The sequence below is a fragment of the Pectobacterium peruviense genome, assembly GCF_003312355.2.
GTDB lineage: Bacteria > Pseudomonadota > Gammaproteobacteria > Enterobacterales > Enterobacteriaceae > Pectobacterium > Pectobacterium peruviense.
On sequence record NZ_CP161826.1, the window covers coordinates 3,828,814 to 3,844,091 of the forward strand.

At 51.6% G+C, this 15,278-nt stretch carries 14 protein-coding genes; 4 read left to right on the top strand and 10 right to left on the bottom strand.

From position 1 onward, the window contains the following. Nucleotides 1–86: 86 nt before the first annotated feature. The 9 genes from recC to rppH form a co-directional block, all read right to left on the bottom strand. Complete coding sequence (gene recC, locus DUT67_RS17260) at nt 87–3,485, bottom strand: exodeoxyribonuclease V subunit gamma (RefSeq protein WP_113632057.1); 3,399 nt, start codon at nt 3,483–3,485, stop codon at nt 87–89. A gap of 96 nt (nt 3,486–3,581) precedes the next feature. After that, on the bottom strand, nt 3,582–3,974 hold the full coding sequence (locus DUT67_RS17265; RefSeq protein WP_113632058.1) for a prepilin-type N-terminal cleavage/methylation domain-containing protein: 393 nt from the start codon (nt 3,972–3,974) through the stop codon (nt 3,582–3,584). Next, nucleotides 3,961–4,416 (bottom strand): YgdB family protein, encoded by a 456-nt coding sequence (locus DUT67_RS17270; protein ID WP_189339485.1) that lies wholly within the window; start codon nt 4,414–4,416, stop codon nt 3,961–3,963. The genes DUT67_RS17265 and DUT67_RS17270 overlap by 14 nt, the downstream gene beginning before the upstream one ends. Continuing rightward, nucleotides 4,413–5,039: a prepilin peptidase-dependent protein gene (locus DUT67_RS17275; RefSeq protein ID WP_113632060.1), complete on the bottom strand. Its 627-nt coding sequence runs from the start codon at nt 5,037–5,039 to the stop codon at nt 4,413–4,415. The genes DUT67_RS17270 and DUT67_RS17275 overlap by 4 nt, the downstream gene beginning before the upstream one ends. After that, entirely contained in the window at nt 5,033–5,536 is a 504-nt protein-coding gene (locus DUT67_RS17280; protein ID WP_113632061.1) for a prepilin peptidase-dependent protein, read from the bottom strand. The genes DUT67_RS17275 and DUT67_RS17280 overlap by 7 nt, the downstream gene beginning before the upstream one ends. Nucleotides 5,537–5,709: 173 nt before the next feature. Then, nucleotides 5,710–6,504 carry a thymidylate synthase gene (thyA, locus tag DUT67_RS17285; RefSeq protein ID WP_011092588.1) on the bottom strand — a complete coding sequence of 265 codons (795 nt, stop codon included), beginning with the start codon at nt 6,502–6,504 and terminating at the stop codon, nt 5,710–5,712. 36 nt (nt 6,505–6,540) lie between these two features. Continuing rightward, a complete protein-coding gene (gene lgt, locus DUT67_RS17290) occupies nt 6,541–7,407 on the bottom strand; it encodes a prolipoprotein diacylglyceryl transferase (RefSeq protein ID WP_113632076.1) in 867 nt (288 codons plus the stop codon). Between the two features lie 206 nt (nt 7,408–7,613). Beyond that, nucleotides 7,614–9,860: a phosphoenolpyruvate--protein phosphotransferase gene (gene ptsP / locus DUT67_RS17295; protein ID WP_113632062.1), complete on the bottom strand. Its 2,247-nt coding sequence runs from the start codon at nt 9,858–9,860 to the stop codon at nt 7,614–7,616. Between the two features lie 12 nt (nt 9,861–9,872). After that, on the bottom strand, nt 9,873–10,406 hold the full coding sequence (rppH, locus tag DUT67_RS17300) for an RNA pyrophosphohydrolase (protein WP_048258992.1): 534 nt from the start codon (nt 10,404–10,406) through the stop codon (nt 9,873–9,875). 696 nt (nt 10,407–11,102) lie between these two features. Here rppH and mutH point away from each other — a divergent pair. The 4 genes from mutH (at nt 11,103) to DUT67_RS17320 (ending at nt 14,479) form a co-directional block, all read left to right on the top strand. Beyond that, nucleotides 11,103–11,798 (top strand): DNA mismatch repair endonuclease MutH, encoded by a 696-nt coding sequence (gene mutH / locus DUT67_RS17305; RefSeq protein ID WP_113632063.1) that lies wholly within the window; start codon nt 11,103–11,105, stop codon nt 11,796–11,798. 302 nt (nt 11,799–12,100) lie between these two features. Continuing rightward, nucleotides 12,101–12,817 carry a TerC family protein gene (locus DUT67_RS17310; protein ID WP_048258990.1) on the top strand — a complete coding sequence of 239 codons (717 nt, stop codon included), beginning with the start codon at nt 12,101–12,103 and terminating at the stop codon, nt 12,815–12,817. Nucleotides 12,818–12,990: 173 nt separating this feature from the next. After that, nucleotides 12,991–13,209 carry a YgdI/YgdR family lipoprotein gene (locus tag DUT67_RS17315; protein WP_048258989.1) on the top strand — a complete coding sequence of 73 codons (219 nt, stop codon included), beginning with the start codon at nt 12,991–12,993 and terminating at the stop codon, nt 13,207–13,209. 208 nt (nt 13,210–13,417) lie between these two features. Beyond that, entirely contained in the window at nt 13,418–14,479 is a 1,062-nt protein-coding gene (locus DUT67_RS17320; RefSeq protein WP_113632064.1) for an NADP(H)-dependent aldo-keto reductase, read from the top strand. A gap of 74 nt (nt 14,480–14,553) precedes the next feature. Here DUT67_RS17320 and DUT67_RS17325 read toward each other — a convergent pair whose 3' ends face one another. Further along, nucleotides 14,554–15,267, bottom strand: a complete 714-nt coding sequence (locus tag DUT67_RS17325) for a DUF2884 domain-containing protein (protein WP_113632065.1) — start codon at nt 15,265–15,267, stop codon at nt 14,554–14,556. Nucleotides 15,268–15,278: the final 11 nt, after the last annotated feature.

Genomic DNA, 15,278 nt, shown 5'->3' on the forward strand with positions numbered 1-15,278 from the left:
AACCTCATATCCATCACTTTTCACGTTGCAGTGCGTTATCTTTTCGCACCTCGAAATCTACACAGACATTATTCAAAACACATTCATCAAGCCAGATTAGAGCGGAACGGCGGCAGTAGCCAGATTTGCGCCGCTTCAATCACCTCATTCATTCGTTTTTCATCCAACTCACGAATAATGCGTTGCAGGTAATAATCTTCACCTTCACCCCGCATTCCCATGTTGCCCTGCCAGGCTTGCAGCAAGCGGGCACGCGCCTTGTTCTGCGTCTCGTCATCTGACCGCAAGCTATCACTTTCACGATCATAACATTCAGCCAGCCACGCGCTCCCTGCTTTATTGAGCAGTAACAGCGGCTTGCTCATTCCCTGACGATATCCATCCAACATGACGCTCAGATGTTCTCTGGCCTGCGCTTCCGACAGTGCGGCAAAGCGCCATGCGGTGTCTTCCCGCCCATACAGCCGACTTTCTCCCTGTCCACCCGTTGCACAATAGGCCAGATGTTCCAGCCACAGCGTAATGCCATCCTTCATGGAAAGCGTACCGGGACGCCAGCGCAGCAAGCCATCCGGCTGAACCTGATTCAGCCAGCCGCTAACGCGCACGCCATCAAGGAGGATATCCACTTCCCGGCTCACCGACAGCGACGGCGTTAGTTCATCACGCACACGCGCGGCTAGCTGCGCCATATCCTGCTGCTGTTCCTGCCAGTAAATTTCGCCAAACGCGCCGTAGGGCAATTCGCCAGCAGCCCTAGCGCGACGGTACAGTTTTTCCGTATCGCCTTCATTAATCAAGGTATTAAGCAGCTCGCTATTCAATTGATAGCGATTCAGGCTATCAACCACAAAAGGCTCTTCATCCAATAGTTCGTCACTGTGCAGCATAAAGCTTACGCCAAGCCGCAGTTGAAAAAAGGCTCGCACAGGGTGGCGATAAAAACGCTTCAGATCGTCCAAACTAACATCGCTATCACTTGATCTTTCGGACAGCGCTTCACGATCAAAATCAGGCTGGGCTTCCCCTTTTCGATTCGCCGCCGCCAGCCACTCTGCCGCAAAACTTAACGGCTGCGGTGCAGGCAAGAAGTTATGCGCATCAAAAGGCATACGGCTATGCTCACGGCAGAGGTGCTTTACAACGCGTTCCGCGCTGCTATCAATATCCAGCGCTTCATCGCCCGGCAGGACATAGCTCTGCGCGATATATTCCGTCAGTTCGCTAACTAATACGGAAGGATAGCGGCGCGTATTATCCTGGATCGAACGCCCTATATAGCTGATATAAAGTTTATGCTGTGCCGACAGGAGCGCTTCAAGAAACAGATAGCGGTCATCGTCACGCCGGCTACGGTCACCACGCTTGATTTTCCGCCCCATCAGATCGAACCCAAGCGGTGGCAGCGTCCGAGGGTAAACGCCATCGTTCATGCCCAGTAAACACACGACCTTGAAGGGGATGGAACGCATAGGCATCAGCGTACAAAAGTTGATAGCACCGGCCAGAAAACGCTGACTGAGTCGCTCTTGATCGAGACGCCGTGACAGTTCATCACGTAACCGGGAGATCGGCACCTGTTGCGGATAATGCGCCATCGTGCCCATGCCAATCACGTGCTGCCACTGTTTTTCAACTAGCGCCAGCGCCGCTTCGGTCTCGCTATCCGCATCAAAGAAGGTTTCGATCAGTTCTCGGCATAGTGGTAACCAATCGACAAGCAAACGTGGCTGGGACAGGCGCTCACGCCATTGATGAATCTGCATCAGCAGCTCGGCCAGTTGACCAGCCAACTCCGCAATCAACCCACTGGATTCATCATAAGGCAGCACGCCCTGCCAGTCGCCAACCTGGCTATCCATCGCATAGCCCAGCAGCATCCTCGTCAGGCCGAAACGCCACGTATGCTGCCCCGTTGGCGGAAGCATCAGATCGCGTACGTTGTCGTCATCCAACCCCCAACGCACGCCCGATTCCACCACCCATAGGCGCAGACGCCGTAGCCCTTCTTCCTGAATACCGAAACGGGCAGCCAGTGCGGGCACTTCAAGCAACGCCAAAACCTGCTCCGCCGTAAAACGGCTCGTGGGCAAATCTAACAGACTGATCACCGCCTGCAACGCAGGATGCGCATGTCGCGCACGCTGATCGGAGATGGCAAAAGGCAGATAGCGGTTGTCCGGCGCGTTGCCAAACACGGCCTGAATAAACGGGGTATAGCTGTCGATGTCCGCCATCATCACGATCACATCGCGCGGCATCAGATCAGGATCATCTGCCATCATGGCCAACAGCCGATCGTGAAGCACTTCAACCTCACGCTGCGGACTATGGCAGGCATGGAAATCAATCGAACGGTCATCGGGTTCCAGACGGCGTTTCTGAGCACTTGTGTTCTGTGTCTCGTGGCTTACAGCCACTACCGCATGATCTTCCAGCTCAAGGATGTCGCGCTGCAAAGTTTGCAGTAAGTTTTCGCCATCCGACTCAACAAAGGCATCGATTTCCTGAACGTTATCCAATTCGGCCAGCAGATACAGGTTATCGCGCCCCAGCTTGCCCCACGATGCGAGCAGCGGGTTATTAATCGACTGTTTACCGTCGTCATTGAACAGCGTTTCTGCCTGTGAAAGATCGCGAAATAGCGGGCGAGTCTCATCAGTCTGCTCGCGGTCAAAGCGATGTAAGCGGCGGTTGCGGGCTTTTAGTTTCGCCAGAAATTTATAATCCTGAATGTCACTCCAGTAATGGCGGCAGGGATTGGTAAATAACAGATGCACATCAATGTGCTGCGCCAGTGCGTTCAACGCCTGTAAGTAGATCGGAGGTAACGCGGAGATACCGCAGATAAAAACGCGTGGCGGCAGACCTTTAGGACATGTTTTTGCCTGTTCTAACGCATGAATAAAACGTTGGTATAGAATCGCATGGTGCCATTCGGGCTGCGCCAGTTCACGCGTGTAATCCACCAGCGCGCGCCACAGCGCCGATTGCCACAGTTGGTTACCACCGAGATCGTCAACCTGTTTCCCCTCTTGCCATGCTTTAATCCAATCAGGGCGATAAATCAGGTATTGATCGAAAAGATCCGCCACGCGTCCGGCAAGTTGGTGCAACTTGCGCTGGTTATCATCATCCTGCAAATAGTGGTTAAGTGCTGAAAAATCAGGCTGCGCCAACAAATCGGGCAGCAAATGCATGAGTTTCCACGTCATCGCATCCTTGCTGAAGGCGCTTTCTTTTGGAATATCCGGCAGCACATGGCGACACATATTCCACAAAAAAACGCCGGGCAAGGGGAATTGAATATTGGCAGCAATACCAAAGTCCGTAGCCAGTTCAATTTGCAACCACTGCGCCATCCCCGGGCTTTGTACCAAAATCACTTCCTGCTGGAAAGGATCCACAAGCGGCTGACGCTTTATCAGCTCAACCATCAGTCTTTTCAAGATATCCAACTGATTGGAGTGATAGATTCTAAACATTCTGGCTCCTGCTACCGCTGCTTACGATTGATCATTCATATACCCGTCATACTTCAAGCTGCATGTGCGTTGGCTTCTCTTACTCACCCCAATCACTTACTGGTGTGATGACCTGCAAAACCAACGGTTCAGTGTAGCCTGATAGCAACGTGGCGTCATGACTCTTGCCGTTACCTGACGGCATTCTCCGCTCTGTTGCTGTTCTAACAGGCTAAATTGCCAGTTTTTACTCGAAGAAGACGCCAAATCATCAAGATTGAACGGATGATACGGCACACCCGCTTCATAAGCCTCAAGCTGTTGCATAGCAAACCGCCAGGCCTGACGCTGTTGCAACTGGTGCTGAAATGACTGTTGCAAGATCTGGTGATATTGCAGTAACCCCATCAGCGATACGGCAAACAACAACGCTGCCACCAGCGTCTCCGGTAGGCTGAAACCCGATTGATAACTCACGCATCTGTTGTTCACTGCACTACTCCGTTGCATCACAGCGCGCGACATCTTTATCTGGGCAAAAGTCTAGCCAACCATTACCTAACGGTTGAATAGCAATCTGACCCGATGACAGTGCCGAAAATGACACACGCTGGTACAGCCTCAATGGTCGCATCGAAGCAGGGATCGCACCTTCACCACGCAGTAACCCTTGCTCCCCATCCGAGGCCGCACGCAGGCACACCACCAACTGATCTGCCGACAACTGCTGACACTGCCAGTTTTCCGTTAGCGCGCCCCAGCGCTGCCCTCTTCCCCAATTCAGCGAGGACAATGCCTGATTGAAGGCTCTCAGATAGTGCCGTTCATCGCTCCCCATCTGAATGGCGGCATCAAACTGGCGTTGCAAACCTGACATTAACAGCAGGCCGATAATAGCGATAAGCAGCACCATAGCCAGTGTTCCACTCCCTTCTTGCTTTCCTTTTTTCATTGGTTACGACCGAGAATAATGCGAGTGGTATGCTGCCGAACGGCGGGGCGTTTGGCCCAATAACCAGCCAGTTGCAGTTCGTACAACGCCACATCATTCTGCGCAGACAGGCGCTGTAGTCGGAACACCGTGAGCACCACCTCTTGCGGATCAAACAGCTTCTCCCATCGGTCACCCTGACAGTTATGCGCCCCGCTTTGAATTTCCAACGACCTGCCGCGCAGGCGATAGCCGAAAGACTCGGCATCCTGCTGCTCTCCACCATCCCACACGCCATTCCGGTTCAGATCGTAAGAGACATTCAGGCAGCTGTTTTCCGCTTCTCCCGGATAATTCCCCATACTGATCGCCTTTCCCTGACACGTTCCCGCACAAAACCCCGCCCGACGGATATCTTTCTCAATCCCCATCGCTACCTGACTGAATAGCTGTTCCAGTCGGAAAAGCTGCGCACTGTCCTGACTTTGGCTGCGTAACAGAGGGTACAACTGCGCTGCCGACAGCATAATCAGGCTACCTAAACTCAACGCCAACAGGATTTCCGGCAGTGTGAAGCCACGTTGTTCACACCTAAACCCCGTTTGTCTTAACACGTTCTGTCTCAACACTTTCTGCCTCAGCATAGTGGAATCGCCAAGACAGCTTGCGACTCGCTGCACAGACGAATGCGCCCCCTCACCGAGATAACCAGACGCAGTTGCCCCGAAGAATTCGACAACGAGATGTGCCCAGCCTGTGCGGCGTTACGTAAGCCAAAGAACGTGAAAACATTACTGGTAGACTTTGCCAACACGACATCCTGTGTGCGGCGAACAAACTGTCGCGGGTGGTTCTCACGACATGCTTCCTCTGCCTGTTTTTCATTCTGCCCAGCCACCATGCACCACAGCGCCCCCTGTGGTATCAGCTTCGCCGTCCGAGTTTCGTTATGCCAGTAGGCATTGGCCTGAACCCGACTCAAAAAGTCGAGCAGTTGCTGCGCACTCTGTTCCAGACGGATGGCCTGCTGATATTGAATCCAGCCATGTAGGCCGCCGCCAGCCATCAGCGCCACGATCGTCAGCACCACCAATAATTCAAGCAAGGTAAATCCCCGCTGTTGTCGATTCCCTGTTTTCATGGCATCAGGATAGTGAGTGCTATCCGCAAAAACAGCATGTTAACAGCGCTATACGCGGCGGTTCGCAATGTTTTACTGCAACGATGTAACAACAGGGAAAATATACGGGGAGATGGGAAAACGAGGAAACAAAAAAGGCCGCATTACGCGACCCTGAGAAACAGTGAAAGGCTTTAGATTGCCACTGGCGCTTTGATGGCGGGATGCGGATCGTATCCCTCGATTTCAAAATCTTCGAAGCGATAGTCGAACAGCGTATCCGGGCGGCGCTTAATCACAAGTTTAGGCAGCGCGCGCGGTTCACGGCTCAACTGTAAATGCGTCTGTTCCATATGGTTGTTGTACAGATGCGTGTCACCGCCGGTCCAGACGAAATCACCGACGTCCAGATCGCACTGCTGCGCCACCATATGCACTAGAAGCGCATAGCTGGCGATGTTGAACGGTAGGCCGAGGAAGATATCGCATGAACGCTGATAAAGCTGGCAAGAGAGTTTGCCATCCGCCACGTAGAACTGGAAAAACGCGTGGCACGGTGCCAGCGCCATTTTGTCCAGCTCGCCCACGTTCCAAGCAGACACGATAATACGGCGAGAATCAGGATCCTGTCTCAACTGGGTCAGGACATTCTTCAACTGGTCGATCTGACGACCGTCTGCGGCTCCCCACGAACGCCACTGTTTACCGTAAACCGGCCCCAAATCACCGTTCTCATCTGCCCATTCGTCCCAAATACTGACTTTGTTTTCATTCAGATAAGCAACATTGGTATCGCCGTTCAGGAACCAGAGCAGTTCATGGATAATCGAACGCAGGTGGCATTTTTTGGTGGTAACCAGCGGAAATCCGTCCTGCAAGTTGAAACGCATCTGATGGCCGAAAATGGAACGCGTGCCCGTACCGGTACGGTCGGCCTTCGGCGTGCCTTCTTCAAGCACTTTTTTCATCAGATCCAGATACTGTTTCATACTACCTCACCACAAATATTAAAGAAGGACGGCGGATTATTGCTGTGCGGGCTGGCGGCGATACGCCCAAACCATCATCAGAATACCGGCGATCACCATTGGCAACGACAGGATTTGCCCCATGCTGAAAAGGTCGCCAAATAGACCCAGCTGCGCATCCGGCTGGCGGAAGAATTCGGTAATAATCCTGAACATGCCGTAGCAGATAAGGAAAAGCCCCGACACGCTGCCCATTGGCCGAGATTTACGAATAAAGAGGTTCAGAATGATAAACAATGCCACGCCTTCCAGCATCATTTGATACAGCTGGGAAGGATGACGCGGCAGCATACCGAACTGATTGAAAATCGTCTGCCATTGCGGGTTGCTAACAGCCAGCATCATATCTTCGCTACGCGAGCCAGGAAACAGCATGGCCCATGGGGTATCTGTCGTGACACGCCCCCACAGTTCGCCGTTGATAAAGTTGCCCAAGCGGCCAGCACCGAGCCCAAAAGGAATCAGAGGCGCAATAAAATCCGCAACCTGGAAGAAATGGCGTTTGGTTCGATGAGCAAACCACAGCATGACGCAGATAACGCCCATTAAGCCGCCGTGGAACGACATACCGCCATCCCAGACTTTGAAAAGATAGAGCGGATTTTCAAGAAATGAAGGGAAGGCATAAAACAGGACATAGCCCAGACGCCCACCGACGAAGACCCCAAGGAACCCCATATACAGCAGGTTTTCGACTTCATCCTTGGTCCAACCGCTACCCGGTTTATTCGCCCGACGCACCGCCAACCACATGGCAAATACAAAACCCACCAGATACATCAGCCCATACCAGTGCAGCGCCAACGGGCCAATTGAGAAAATCACTGGATCAAACTGAGGAAACGCCAGATAGCTTGTCGTCATCATTCACCACATATTTTATTGTGTTATCCCTGCTTTCGGGATCGTCATTGATAGGCAAAAGGCAGGAGAATGAATCTGTTCCTGCAAACCGCGGTGGCGAATCATAGCATACGCGCCCGTGCTCATTGCTCACTGTGGGGAAAAGTTCTGTAAAACATTTATACTCGTCATACTTCAAGTTGCATGCGCGTTGGCTGCGCTACGCATTAGCGCCCGCCGCGAATCAAGCCGCCCAGCCCACGCTCTTCCATGAAGATCGCCGCCCACTGTCGGACTTCCGTCGCACTCTGCGCATTCAGCAATTGCTTCACCAGCGCCTGCGATTCAGCTAAGGTAATTTGGCGCAGCAGGTATTTAATTCGCGCCACGCTGCGTCCGTTCATACTGAACGAACGATACCCCAGCCCGGTCAATAGCAATGCGCCAAGCGCTTCTCCGGCCATTTCACCGCACACGGAAAGCGGAATGTTATGTCGTTCGCACTCGACCGCGATCATCTTCAGCGCCTGCAACATAGAAGGATGAAGACTGTCATAGAGCGATGCCACATGGGCATTGTTACGATCCACCGCCAGCAGATATTGCGTCAGATCGTTGGTGCCAACCGAAACAAAATCGATACGGGAAGCCAGATGAGGGAGCAGAAACAGCATCGATGGCACTTCGATCATGATCCCAATCCGCGGCTTGGGCTGCTGGAAGCCCAGTAATTCTTCTACCTCGCCAGCGGCCTGATCGATCAGGCGACGTGCCTCACTGATTTCATCCAAGCTGCTGATCATTGGCAACAGAATATTGAGATTACCGATATGCGCATTAGCACGCAGCATGGCGCGCACCTGAATCAGAAAAATTTCAGGCTGATCGAGCGTAATACGAATCCCGCGCCAACCAAGACATGGATTCTCCTCGCTGATAGGCAGATAAGGCAGCGGCTTGTCCGCACCAATGTCCAGCGTACGCAGCATCACAGGGCGCGTAGGATAAAGATCCAACATGCTTTGGTATTGTGCCATCTGCTCATCTTCGGACGGAAACCCGCTTTGCAACATAAAAGGGATTTCCGTGCGGTACAGCCCAACACCATCAACCTGATTGATAAAGCGTTTTTCATGATCGGCGCTTAATCCTGCATTCAACATAACCTGAATGCGCTCACCGCTTTTCAGCACGGCAGGCTGCTCCATCTCGCCTTCGGCCAAACGAGTCAGCTCGTTTTCTTCCGTCAACAGGCGCTGGTATTCCTGCACCAGTACCGGTTCAGGATCGACCAGCAACTCACCGCGATAGCCGTCAATGATCAACTGTCGCTGATGCAATAGCTCAGGCTGAATGTCCGCGCCAACCAGCGTAGGAATGCCCATGGCACGAACCAGAATCGCCGCATGCGAATTGGCAGCACCGTCATAGACAACGACGCCCGCCAGCCGCTCCGGCGGCAGTTCCGCGAGCAGCGTGGCCGTTAATTCATCCGCAACGAGGATAAAGCGCTCAGGCCATTGCCCCATGGTTTGCGCGTTATCGTCGAGATGAAAGAGCAGGCGTTGTCCTAACGCACGCAGATCGCCAGCGCGCTCGCGTAAATAGGTATCCTGCAAATTGGTGAACTGTGCGGCAAAACGCTCGATAACCAGCTTCACAGCCCACTCGGCGGCGTTGCCCGCATCCACTTCCTGAAACAGTTCACGTTTGAGGCGCGCATCATTCAGCAAGTGCGAATACAAATCGAAAATCGCCGCGCTCTCTTTCTGCGCGCTAGCGTTGAAGCGTTTGCTGAAGCGACGGAACTCCGCCGTCGCCTCCTCTAGTGCCTGCGTTAAACGGGAACGCTCGCGCTCGCTATCCAAACTGGATGCGGGGAAAATCTGTTCCAGAGAAGGTTGGGTACAATCCTGCCAGCCGGGGGCAATCGCCACTCCGGGTGCAGCGACCAACGCCTTAACGCGCGTCTGGCGGTACTGGCCAAAGAGCGTTTTTATCTGCGAAAGAGAAAGAATAGCGGCCATCTGCGTGGCCAGCGTCACCATGAACGATTCTTCGTTTTTATCAAACTGACGATGTTCACGCTGCTGGACAACCAACACACCCAACAGGTGGCGACGGTAAATAATGGGAACACCGAGAAAAGAACGGAAATGTTGCTCTTTGACCGCGGGGATATATTTGAAGCTAGGATGTGTGCGAGCGTCGGCCAGATTGATGGGTTCAGCACGTTGCCCGACCAGCCCGACGATGCCTTGCCCAAATGCCAGCGTAACCGAGCGACCACGCGGCTTTTTCAACCCGCGCGTCGCCATCAGGTAATAGCATTGACGATCGTGATCGGCCAGATAAATGGAACAGACTTCCGTGTCCATAGCCTGACAGGTCTCATTGACCAGAATGTCCAGCGCATCACTAAGGCGGGCCGTTGCCGCAACATTTTCGACAATTTCTCGCAAGCGCGTGAGCATAATGTGCCTGAATTACCCTCTTTTTCGCCGGGGACCGGATGGAGTCGCCACCCGAGCCGCAACACTCTCCTGAAGCAGTATCACCGGGCTGATAAATTCCTTCATCACGCGACGATAAACATCTCGCTTAAAAGAGACGACCTGACGTACCGGATACCAGTAACTCACCCAGCGCCAGCCATCAAATTCCGGCGTGCCGCTGCTCTGCATATTGATATCCGACTCATTACACATCAACTGTAGCAAAAACCATTTCTGCTTTTGGCCGATACAGACCGGTTTTGTATCCCAACGCACCAAACGCTTTGGTAATTTATAGCGTAACCAGTTACGGGTAGATGCCAACACGCGCACATCCTTTTTTCTTAACCCGACTTCTTCAAACAGTTCGCGGAACATCGCTTGCTCGGGACTTTCACCGGGGTTAATTCCCCCCTGTGGAAATTGCCATGAGTGCTGACCATAGCGCCGGGCCCACATCACCTGTCCCTGCCGATTACAAATTACAATACCAACGTTTGGGCGGTAGCCATCATCATCGATCACCGGACTACCTCAATAAACATCAATGCAAAGATGACCTGATTGTTTCACACTCCCGTCAGGCGGTAAACCACTGCTTAGAAAGCATGTGATACTAATAAAAGTAAGATAACCCACAGATAAGATCGAAGTTATAAACATGTAAAGGCTATAACCTGCAGTTTATTCACTTTTTCTGTGGACATCTTTGTGCAGAACCCATGAAGAAGTGAGTAAAACTCATTTTCCACAAAGAAAAAAAACCACTAACAATTAAAAAATAATTCTTTTTATTCATAAAATTACAAACCTTTTTAATTGAAATGACTACCCCTTTATTTTTGTTCAAATGGCATACAATGCAAGATTGGCGAAAGATCGCACTATGCCGATTTTATCCACAGGGAATGTTTCAAACTCAGGCAATAAATAGGCAAACACAGCAAAAATGCTGTGAGTCAAGGCTGTAAATGGAACCAGTAATCCATGTTTACGTGGGTTATCCAAGAAATCTGTGGATAACCTAGTGTAAGATCCTGTTCATTGTCGGTGGCTATACGTGCACAGTTTGTAAAACTGCGTTCAGTGATCGCCATCACACTGAAAAAAAACGCTACGAATCATGCTATTATTGTTTCTCTCCACAACCTTGCAGGTTGTACATTTGTATTTTCCATTTGTTGTATTTTTTTTGAGCGAAAAAATATCGAGCGATACGCTATGAATTCACCCTCGGTCCACACGGCTGCGCCGCAAAATGAACAAGCGTTGCTACAACGTGCACAGTCCCTCGCAGGCTATAATCTTGCGGAATTAGCGGACATCGCTCTCCTGCCCCTTCCCGCCAATCTGAAACGCGATAAAGGCTGGATTGGCATCTTGCTGGAACGTTTTCTAGGTGCGAGCGCAGGCAGCAAACCCGAGCAGGATTTCCCTGAAATTGGTGTCGAGCTAAAAACCATCCCTATTGATGAACAGGGTAAACCGCTTGAAACCACCTTCGTCTGCGTCGCTCCGTTAACAGGTAATAGCGGCGTAACGTGGGAAAGCAGCCACGTACGACACAAGCTCGCTCGGGTACTGTGGATTCCGGTGGAAGGTTCGCGTCACATTCCGCTGGGAGAACGGCGTGTTGGCTCGCCGCTGATCTGGAGCCCGAATGAAGAAGAGGAAGAACAGCTGCGCTGTGACTGGGAAGAGTTGATGGACCTGATTGTGCTTGGCCGGGTAGAAAGCATCACCGCCCGACATGGCGAAGTACTGCAATTACGCCCCAAAGCGGCAAACAGTCGAGCATTAACAGAGGCCATTGGCGAGTTTGGTCAACCGATTTTGACCTTACCGCGCGGGTTTTACCTGAAAAAAACCTTTACCGCTCCGCTACTGGCCCGCCACTTTATGCAGCTCAGCAACTGAATGTCATTATCATCATGTTTCATTAGCGCTATGTTCTATTAGCATGATACTTCATCAGCATGGCGCTTCATCGTACACTAGCCTTATAGACCCCACGATATGCCATATGCCGCATATCGTGCGACAAAGGAATACGACTCAGGGAAACGCCTGACGCCGACCCAGAGCAAAAAGGGACGCCAGCGCACATGCAACTTGAAGTATGACGAGTATCTTTTCACGACATCACACTTTCACTTGCCTACGCACCGAGCTGGCAGAGTATAATATCGTTTACGTTTCGTTTAAGGTGTATTGATATAATGTTTGATTGGATTGTTGATCCGAACGCATGGTTGGCATTGGGAACGCTGACTATTCTGGAAATCGTTCTTGGGATCGATAACATTATTTTCCTGTCCCTCGTTGTCGCCAAATTACCTAAAGCCCAGCAAAACAAAGCTCGCCGTATCGGTCTGATGGGTGCAATGTTTATGCGTTTGGGGCTACTCGCGTCTATCGCTTGGGTAATGCGTCTAACCGACCCGCTGTTTACCGTAGCAGGCAATGAAATTTCCACACGCGATCTGATTCTGTTCTTCGGAGGGCTTTTCCTGATCTGGAAGTCCAGCATGGAAATTCACGAAACGGTCGAAGGCGGTTCAGAAGATCATACCTCCAAGACATACTCTTTCTTTGGTGCGATCGTGCAGATCATGATGTTGGATATTATCTTCAGCCTGGATTCGGTGATCACTGCCGTCGGCCTGTCTGACCATCTGTTTATTATGATGGCTGCCGTGATTATCGCCGTTCTCGTGATGATGTTCTCCGCACGCCCTATCGGCGAGTTTGTTGAACGCCATCCGTCCGTCAAAATGCTGGCCTTATCATTCCTGATCCTTGTCGGGTTCACACTGATTCTGGAAAGCTTCGACGTTCACGTACCAAAAGGCTATATCTACTTCGCCATGTTCTTCTCGATGTCAGTCGAGGCATTGAACCTGTTACGTAGTAAGAAAGAAAAAACGGCGCACTAATCGCCGCATAACGCGCTTTATCGATAAAGACGTCATCATCAGGCGGCAACCTGCCGCCTGATTACACAACATTAATTCCCTCTATACGCATTTTTTCCATTATTCCTACGTTATCCCCCGCGACCATTTGCTAGACTCACTTTAGATTTTGCATTTATTAACAGGTTGATATGATGAAAAAACGGATGAAAATGGCGGTAACACTGGCGTTATTATTCACCCTTGTGGGTTGTTCCAGTAACTATGTGATGGCGACAAAAGAGGGGCAAATGCTCCTGACACAGGGGAAACCTGTGTTAGATAAAGATACTGGCTTACTTAGCTATACCGATGAGCAAGGTAACCAGAAACAAATAAACAGCGACCAAGTCTCCCAGATCGTGCAGCGTTGAGATCGCAGCCAACTCGAAACGATCACCTCACATCGGGTAGTACTATCAAGAATAATCCGAAAGGGATAACAGAAGAGACTTCCCCACTCGTCACGGCTTCGTTATAGTCGAATTCAGGTGTGTCTTCCCAAACTCATTGGAATCGCAGCAAATCATGCGGAGATGATGGGAAATGCGCCTGCTATTTTCAGACATAAGGAAGCTGGCAATGCAATATCACTGTATTCCCCATAGTTCTTTAGAAGTGAGCGTGCTGGGTCTTGGTACGATGACCTTTGGCGAACAGAACAGCGAAGCTGACGCTCATGCTCAGTTAGATCACGCCATTGCCGCAGGTGTTAACCTGATTGACACAGCAGAAATGTACGCCGTTCCTCCTCGCCCAGAAACACAGGGGTTAACCGAAAGCTATATCGGTTCCTGGCTGAAATCCCGTGGCGGACGTGAAAAATTGATCGTGGCGAGCAAAGTTTCCGGCCCTGTGCGCGGAAACGATCACAGCATTCGCCCGCAACAAGCATTAGACAGGAAAAACATCCGCGCAGCGCTGGATGCCAGCCTGCAACGCCTGAACACTGACTATATCGATCTCTACCAGTTGCATTGGCCACAGCGCCAGACCAACTGCTTTGGCAAGCTGAACTATCAATATACTGATGACAAACCGCAATATACCGACGACAAATCGGTAGTGACGCTGCTGGAAACGCTGGAAGCGCTGAATGAGCAGGTGCGTGCGGGTAAAATTCGCTACGTCGGTGTCTCCAACGAAACGCCGTGGGGCGTGATGCGCTATCTGCATCTGGCGGAAAAACACGATCTGCCGCGCATCGTCTCGATTCAGAACCCCTACAGCCTGCTGAACCGCAGTTTTGAAGTTGGCTTAGCGGAAATCAGCCAGCATGAAGGCGTGGAACTTCTCGCCTATTCATCACTGGCGTTCGGTACGCTGACGGGTAAATACCTCAATGGCGCAAAACCCGCAGATGCCCGCAACACGCTATTTAGCCGCTTCACCCGCTATACCGGCCCGCAGGCTCAGGCAGCCGTTGCCGAATATGTCGCACTGGCGCAAAAGCACGGTCTGAATCCGGCACAGATGGCATTGGCATTTGTTCGTCAGCAGCCATTCGTTGCCAGTACACTGCTGGGCGCAACCACGTTGGAACAGTTGCAAATCAACCTGGATAGCCAGAACCTGACGCTGGACGGCGAGATTCTCGATGAACTAGAAGCCATCCACCGCCGCTTCACGTTCCCGGCACCGTAAACGCAAAAACCGGGCATCGCCCGGTTTTTTAATGTTTGTAGATGCACAGCAATATATGTAGATCTACTGCGCGCTTACTTCAGCGACTGCAATAGGCTCTTGCGCTGGTCTTCTAACGACGTAACGCGGCTACATACGTCATTGCCGAAACGCTGGAACTCCAGTTCCTGATTGTTCCACTCGGCCTGAATCGCTTTCTGCAAACCGCCGAGGTTGCCCATCATCGCCTGTAGCGGATTGCCGCCACTGGACATCTGTTTTACGCCCATTTCGTTCAGGCTGTCCTGCAAGACGCCGCCCATGCTTTGCTGCACGATTTGCTTGCCATCTTGCTCAACCTGCTTGATCGCCTGATGGTGGAACGTCAGACCATCACTGCGGTGTTCGATAATACGGTTCATCTGCTGTTTGAGCTGTTTATCCAGCGTAGTCAGACGATTGCGCACATTACTGTCGCTGCCAAGCTCCTGCACAATCACTTTATCCAGTGCGACTCGCGCTTTTTCCAGATGCTGCTGCGCTCCCTGGTCGATCCACGGCAGTTGCTGGCGTAAATCTGACTGATAGGCTTTGGATTTTTGGCGCTGTTCGGCGTTCAGGGTCAATGGCGTTCCGTTACGGACAATATCGCCCTGTGGAGAAAGCTGTAAATTGCCGCTGGCACCCACAACCTGTACGTGCTGCGGACTGATAATAATGTCGTCCTGCGGATTCACGTTGCACTGGTAAGCCGCCTGGGCTTGCCAGGACAGCAACATCAATAAACCCAAGGTCATTTTACGCGACATATTTTCTCCTG

Bases quoted from the DNA above. Each gene is read 5' to 3' on its own strand.
- DUT67_RS17280 (WP_113632061.1), bottom strand. From the start codon at position 5,536: ATGAAAACAGGGAATCGACAACAGCGGGGATTTACCTTGCTTGAATTA.
- thyA (WP_011092588.1), bottom strand. From the start codon at position 6,504: ATGAAACAGTATCTGGATCTGATGAAAAAAGTGCTTGAAGAAGGCACG.
- recC (WP_113632057.1), bottom strand. From the start codon at position 3,485: ATGTTTAGAATCTATCACTCCAATCAGTTGGATATCTTGAAAAGACTG.
- mutH (WP_113632063.1), top strand. From the start codon at position 11,103: ATGAATTCACCCTCGGTCCACACGGCTGCGCCGCAAAATGAACAAGCG.
- DUT67_RS17270 (WP_189339485.1), bottom strand. From the start codon at position 4,416: ATGAAAAAAGGAAAGCAAGAAGGGAGTGGAACACTGGCTATGGTGCTG.
- DUT67_RS17265 (WP_113632058.1), bottom strand. From the start codon at position 3,974: ATGCAACGGAGTAGTGCAGTGAACAACAGATGCGTGAGTTATCAATCG.
- DUT67_RS17275 (WP_113632060.1), bottom strand. From the start codon at position 5,039: ATGCTGAGGCAGAAAGTGTTGAGACAGAACGTGTTAAGACAAACGGGG.
- DUT67_RS17325 (WP_113632065.1), bottom strand. From the start codon at position 15,267: ATGTCGCGTAAAATGACCTTGGGTTTATTGATGTTGCTGTCCTGGCAA.
- lgt (WP_113632076.1), bottom strand. From the start codon at position 7,407: ATGACGACAAGCTATCTGGCGTTTCCTCAGTTTGATCCAGTGATTTTC.
- DUT67_RS17315 (WP_048258989.1), top strand. From the start codon at position 12,991: ATGAAAAAACGGATGAAAATGGCGGTAACACTGGCGTTATTATTCACC.
- ptsP (WP_113632062.1), bottom strand. From the start codon at position 9,860: ATGCTCACGCGCTTGCGAGAAATTGTCGAAAATGTTGCGGCAACGGCC.
- DUT67_RS17320 (WP_113632064.1), top strand. From the start codon at position 13,418: ATGCAATATCACTGTATTCCCCATAGTTCTTTAGAAGTGAGCGTGCTG.
- DUT67_RS17310 (WP_048258990.1), top strand. From the start codon at position 12,101: ATGTTTGATTGGATTGTTGATCCGAACGCATGGTTGGCATTGGGAACG.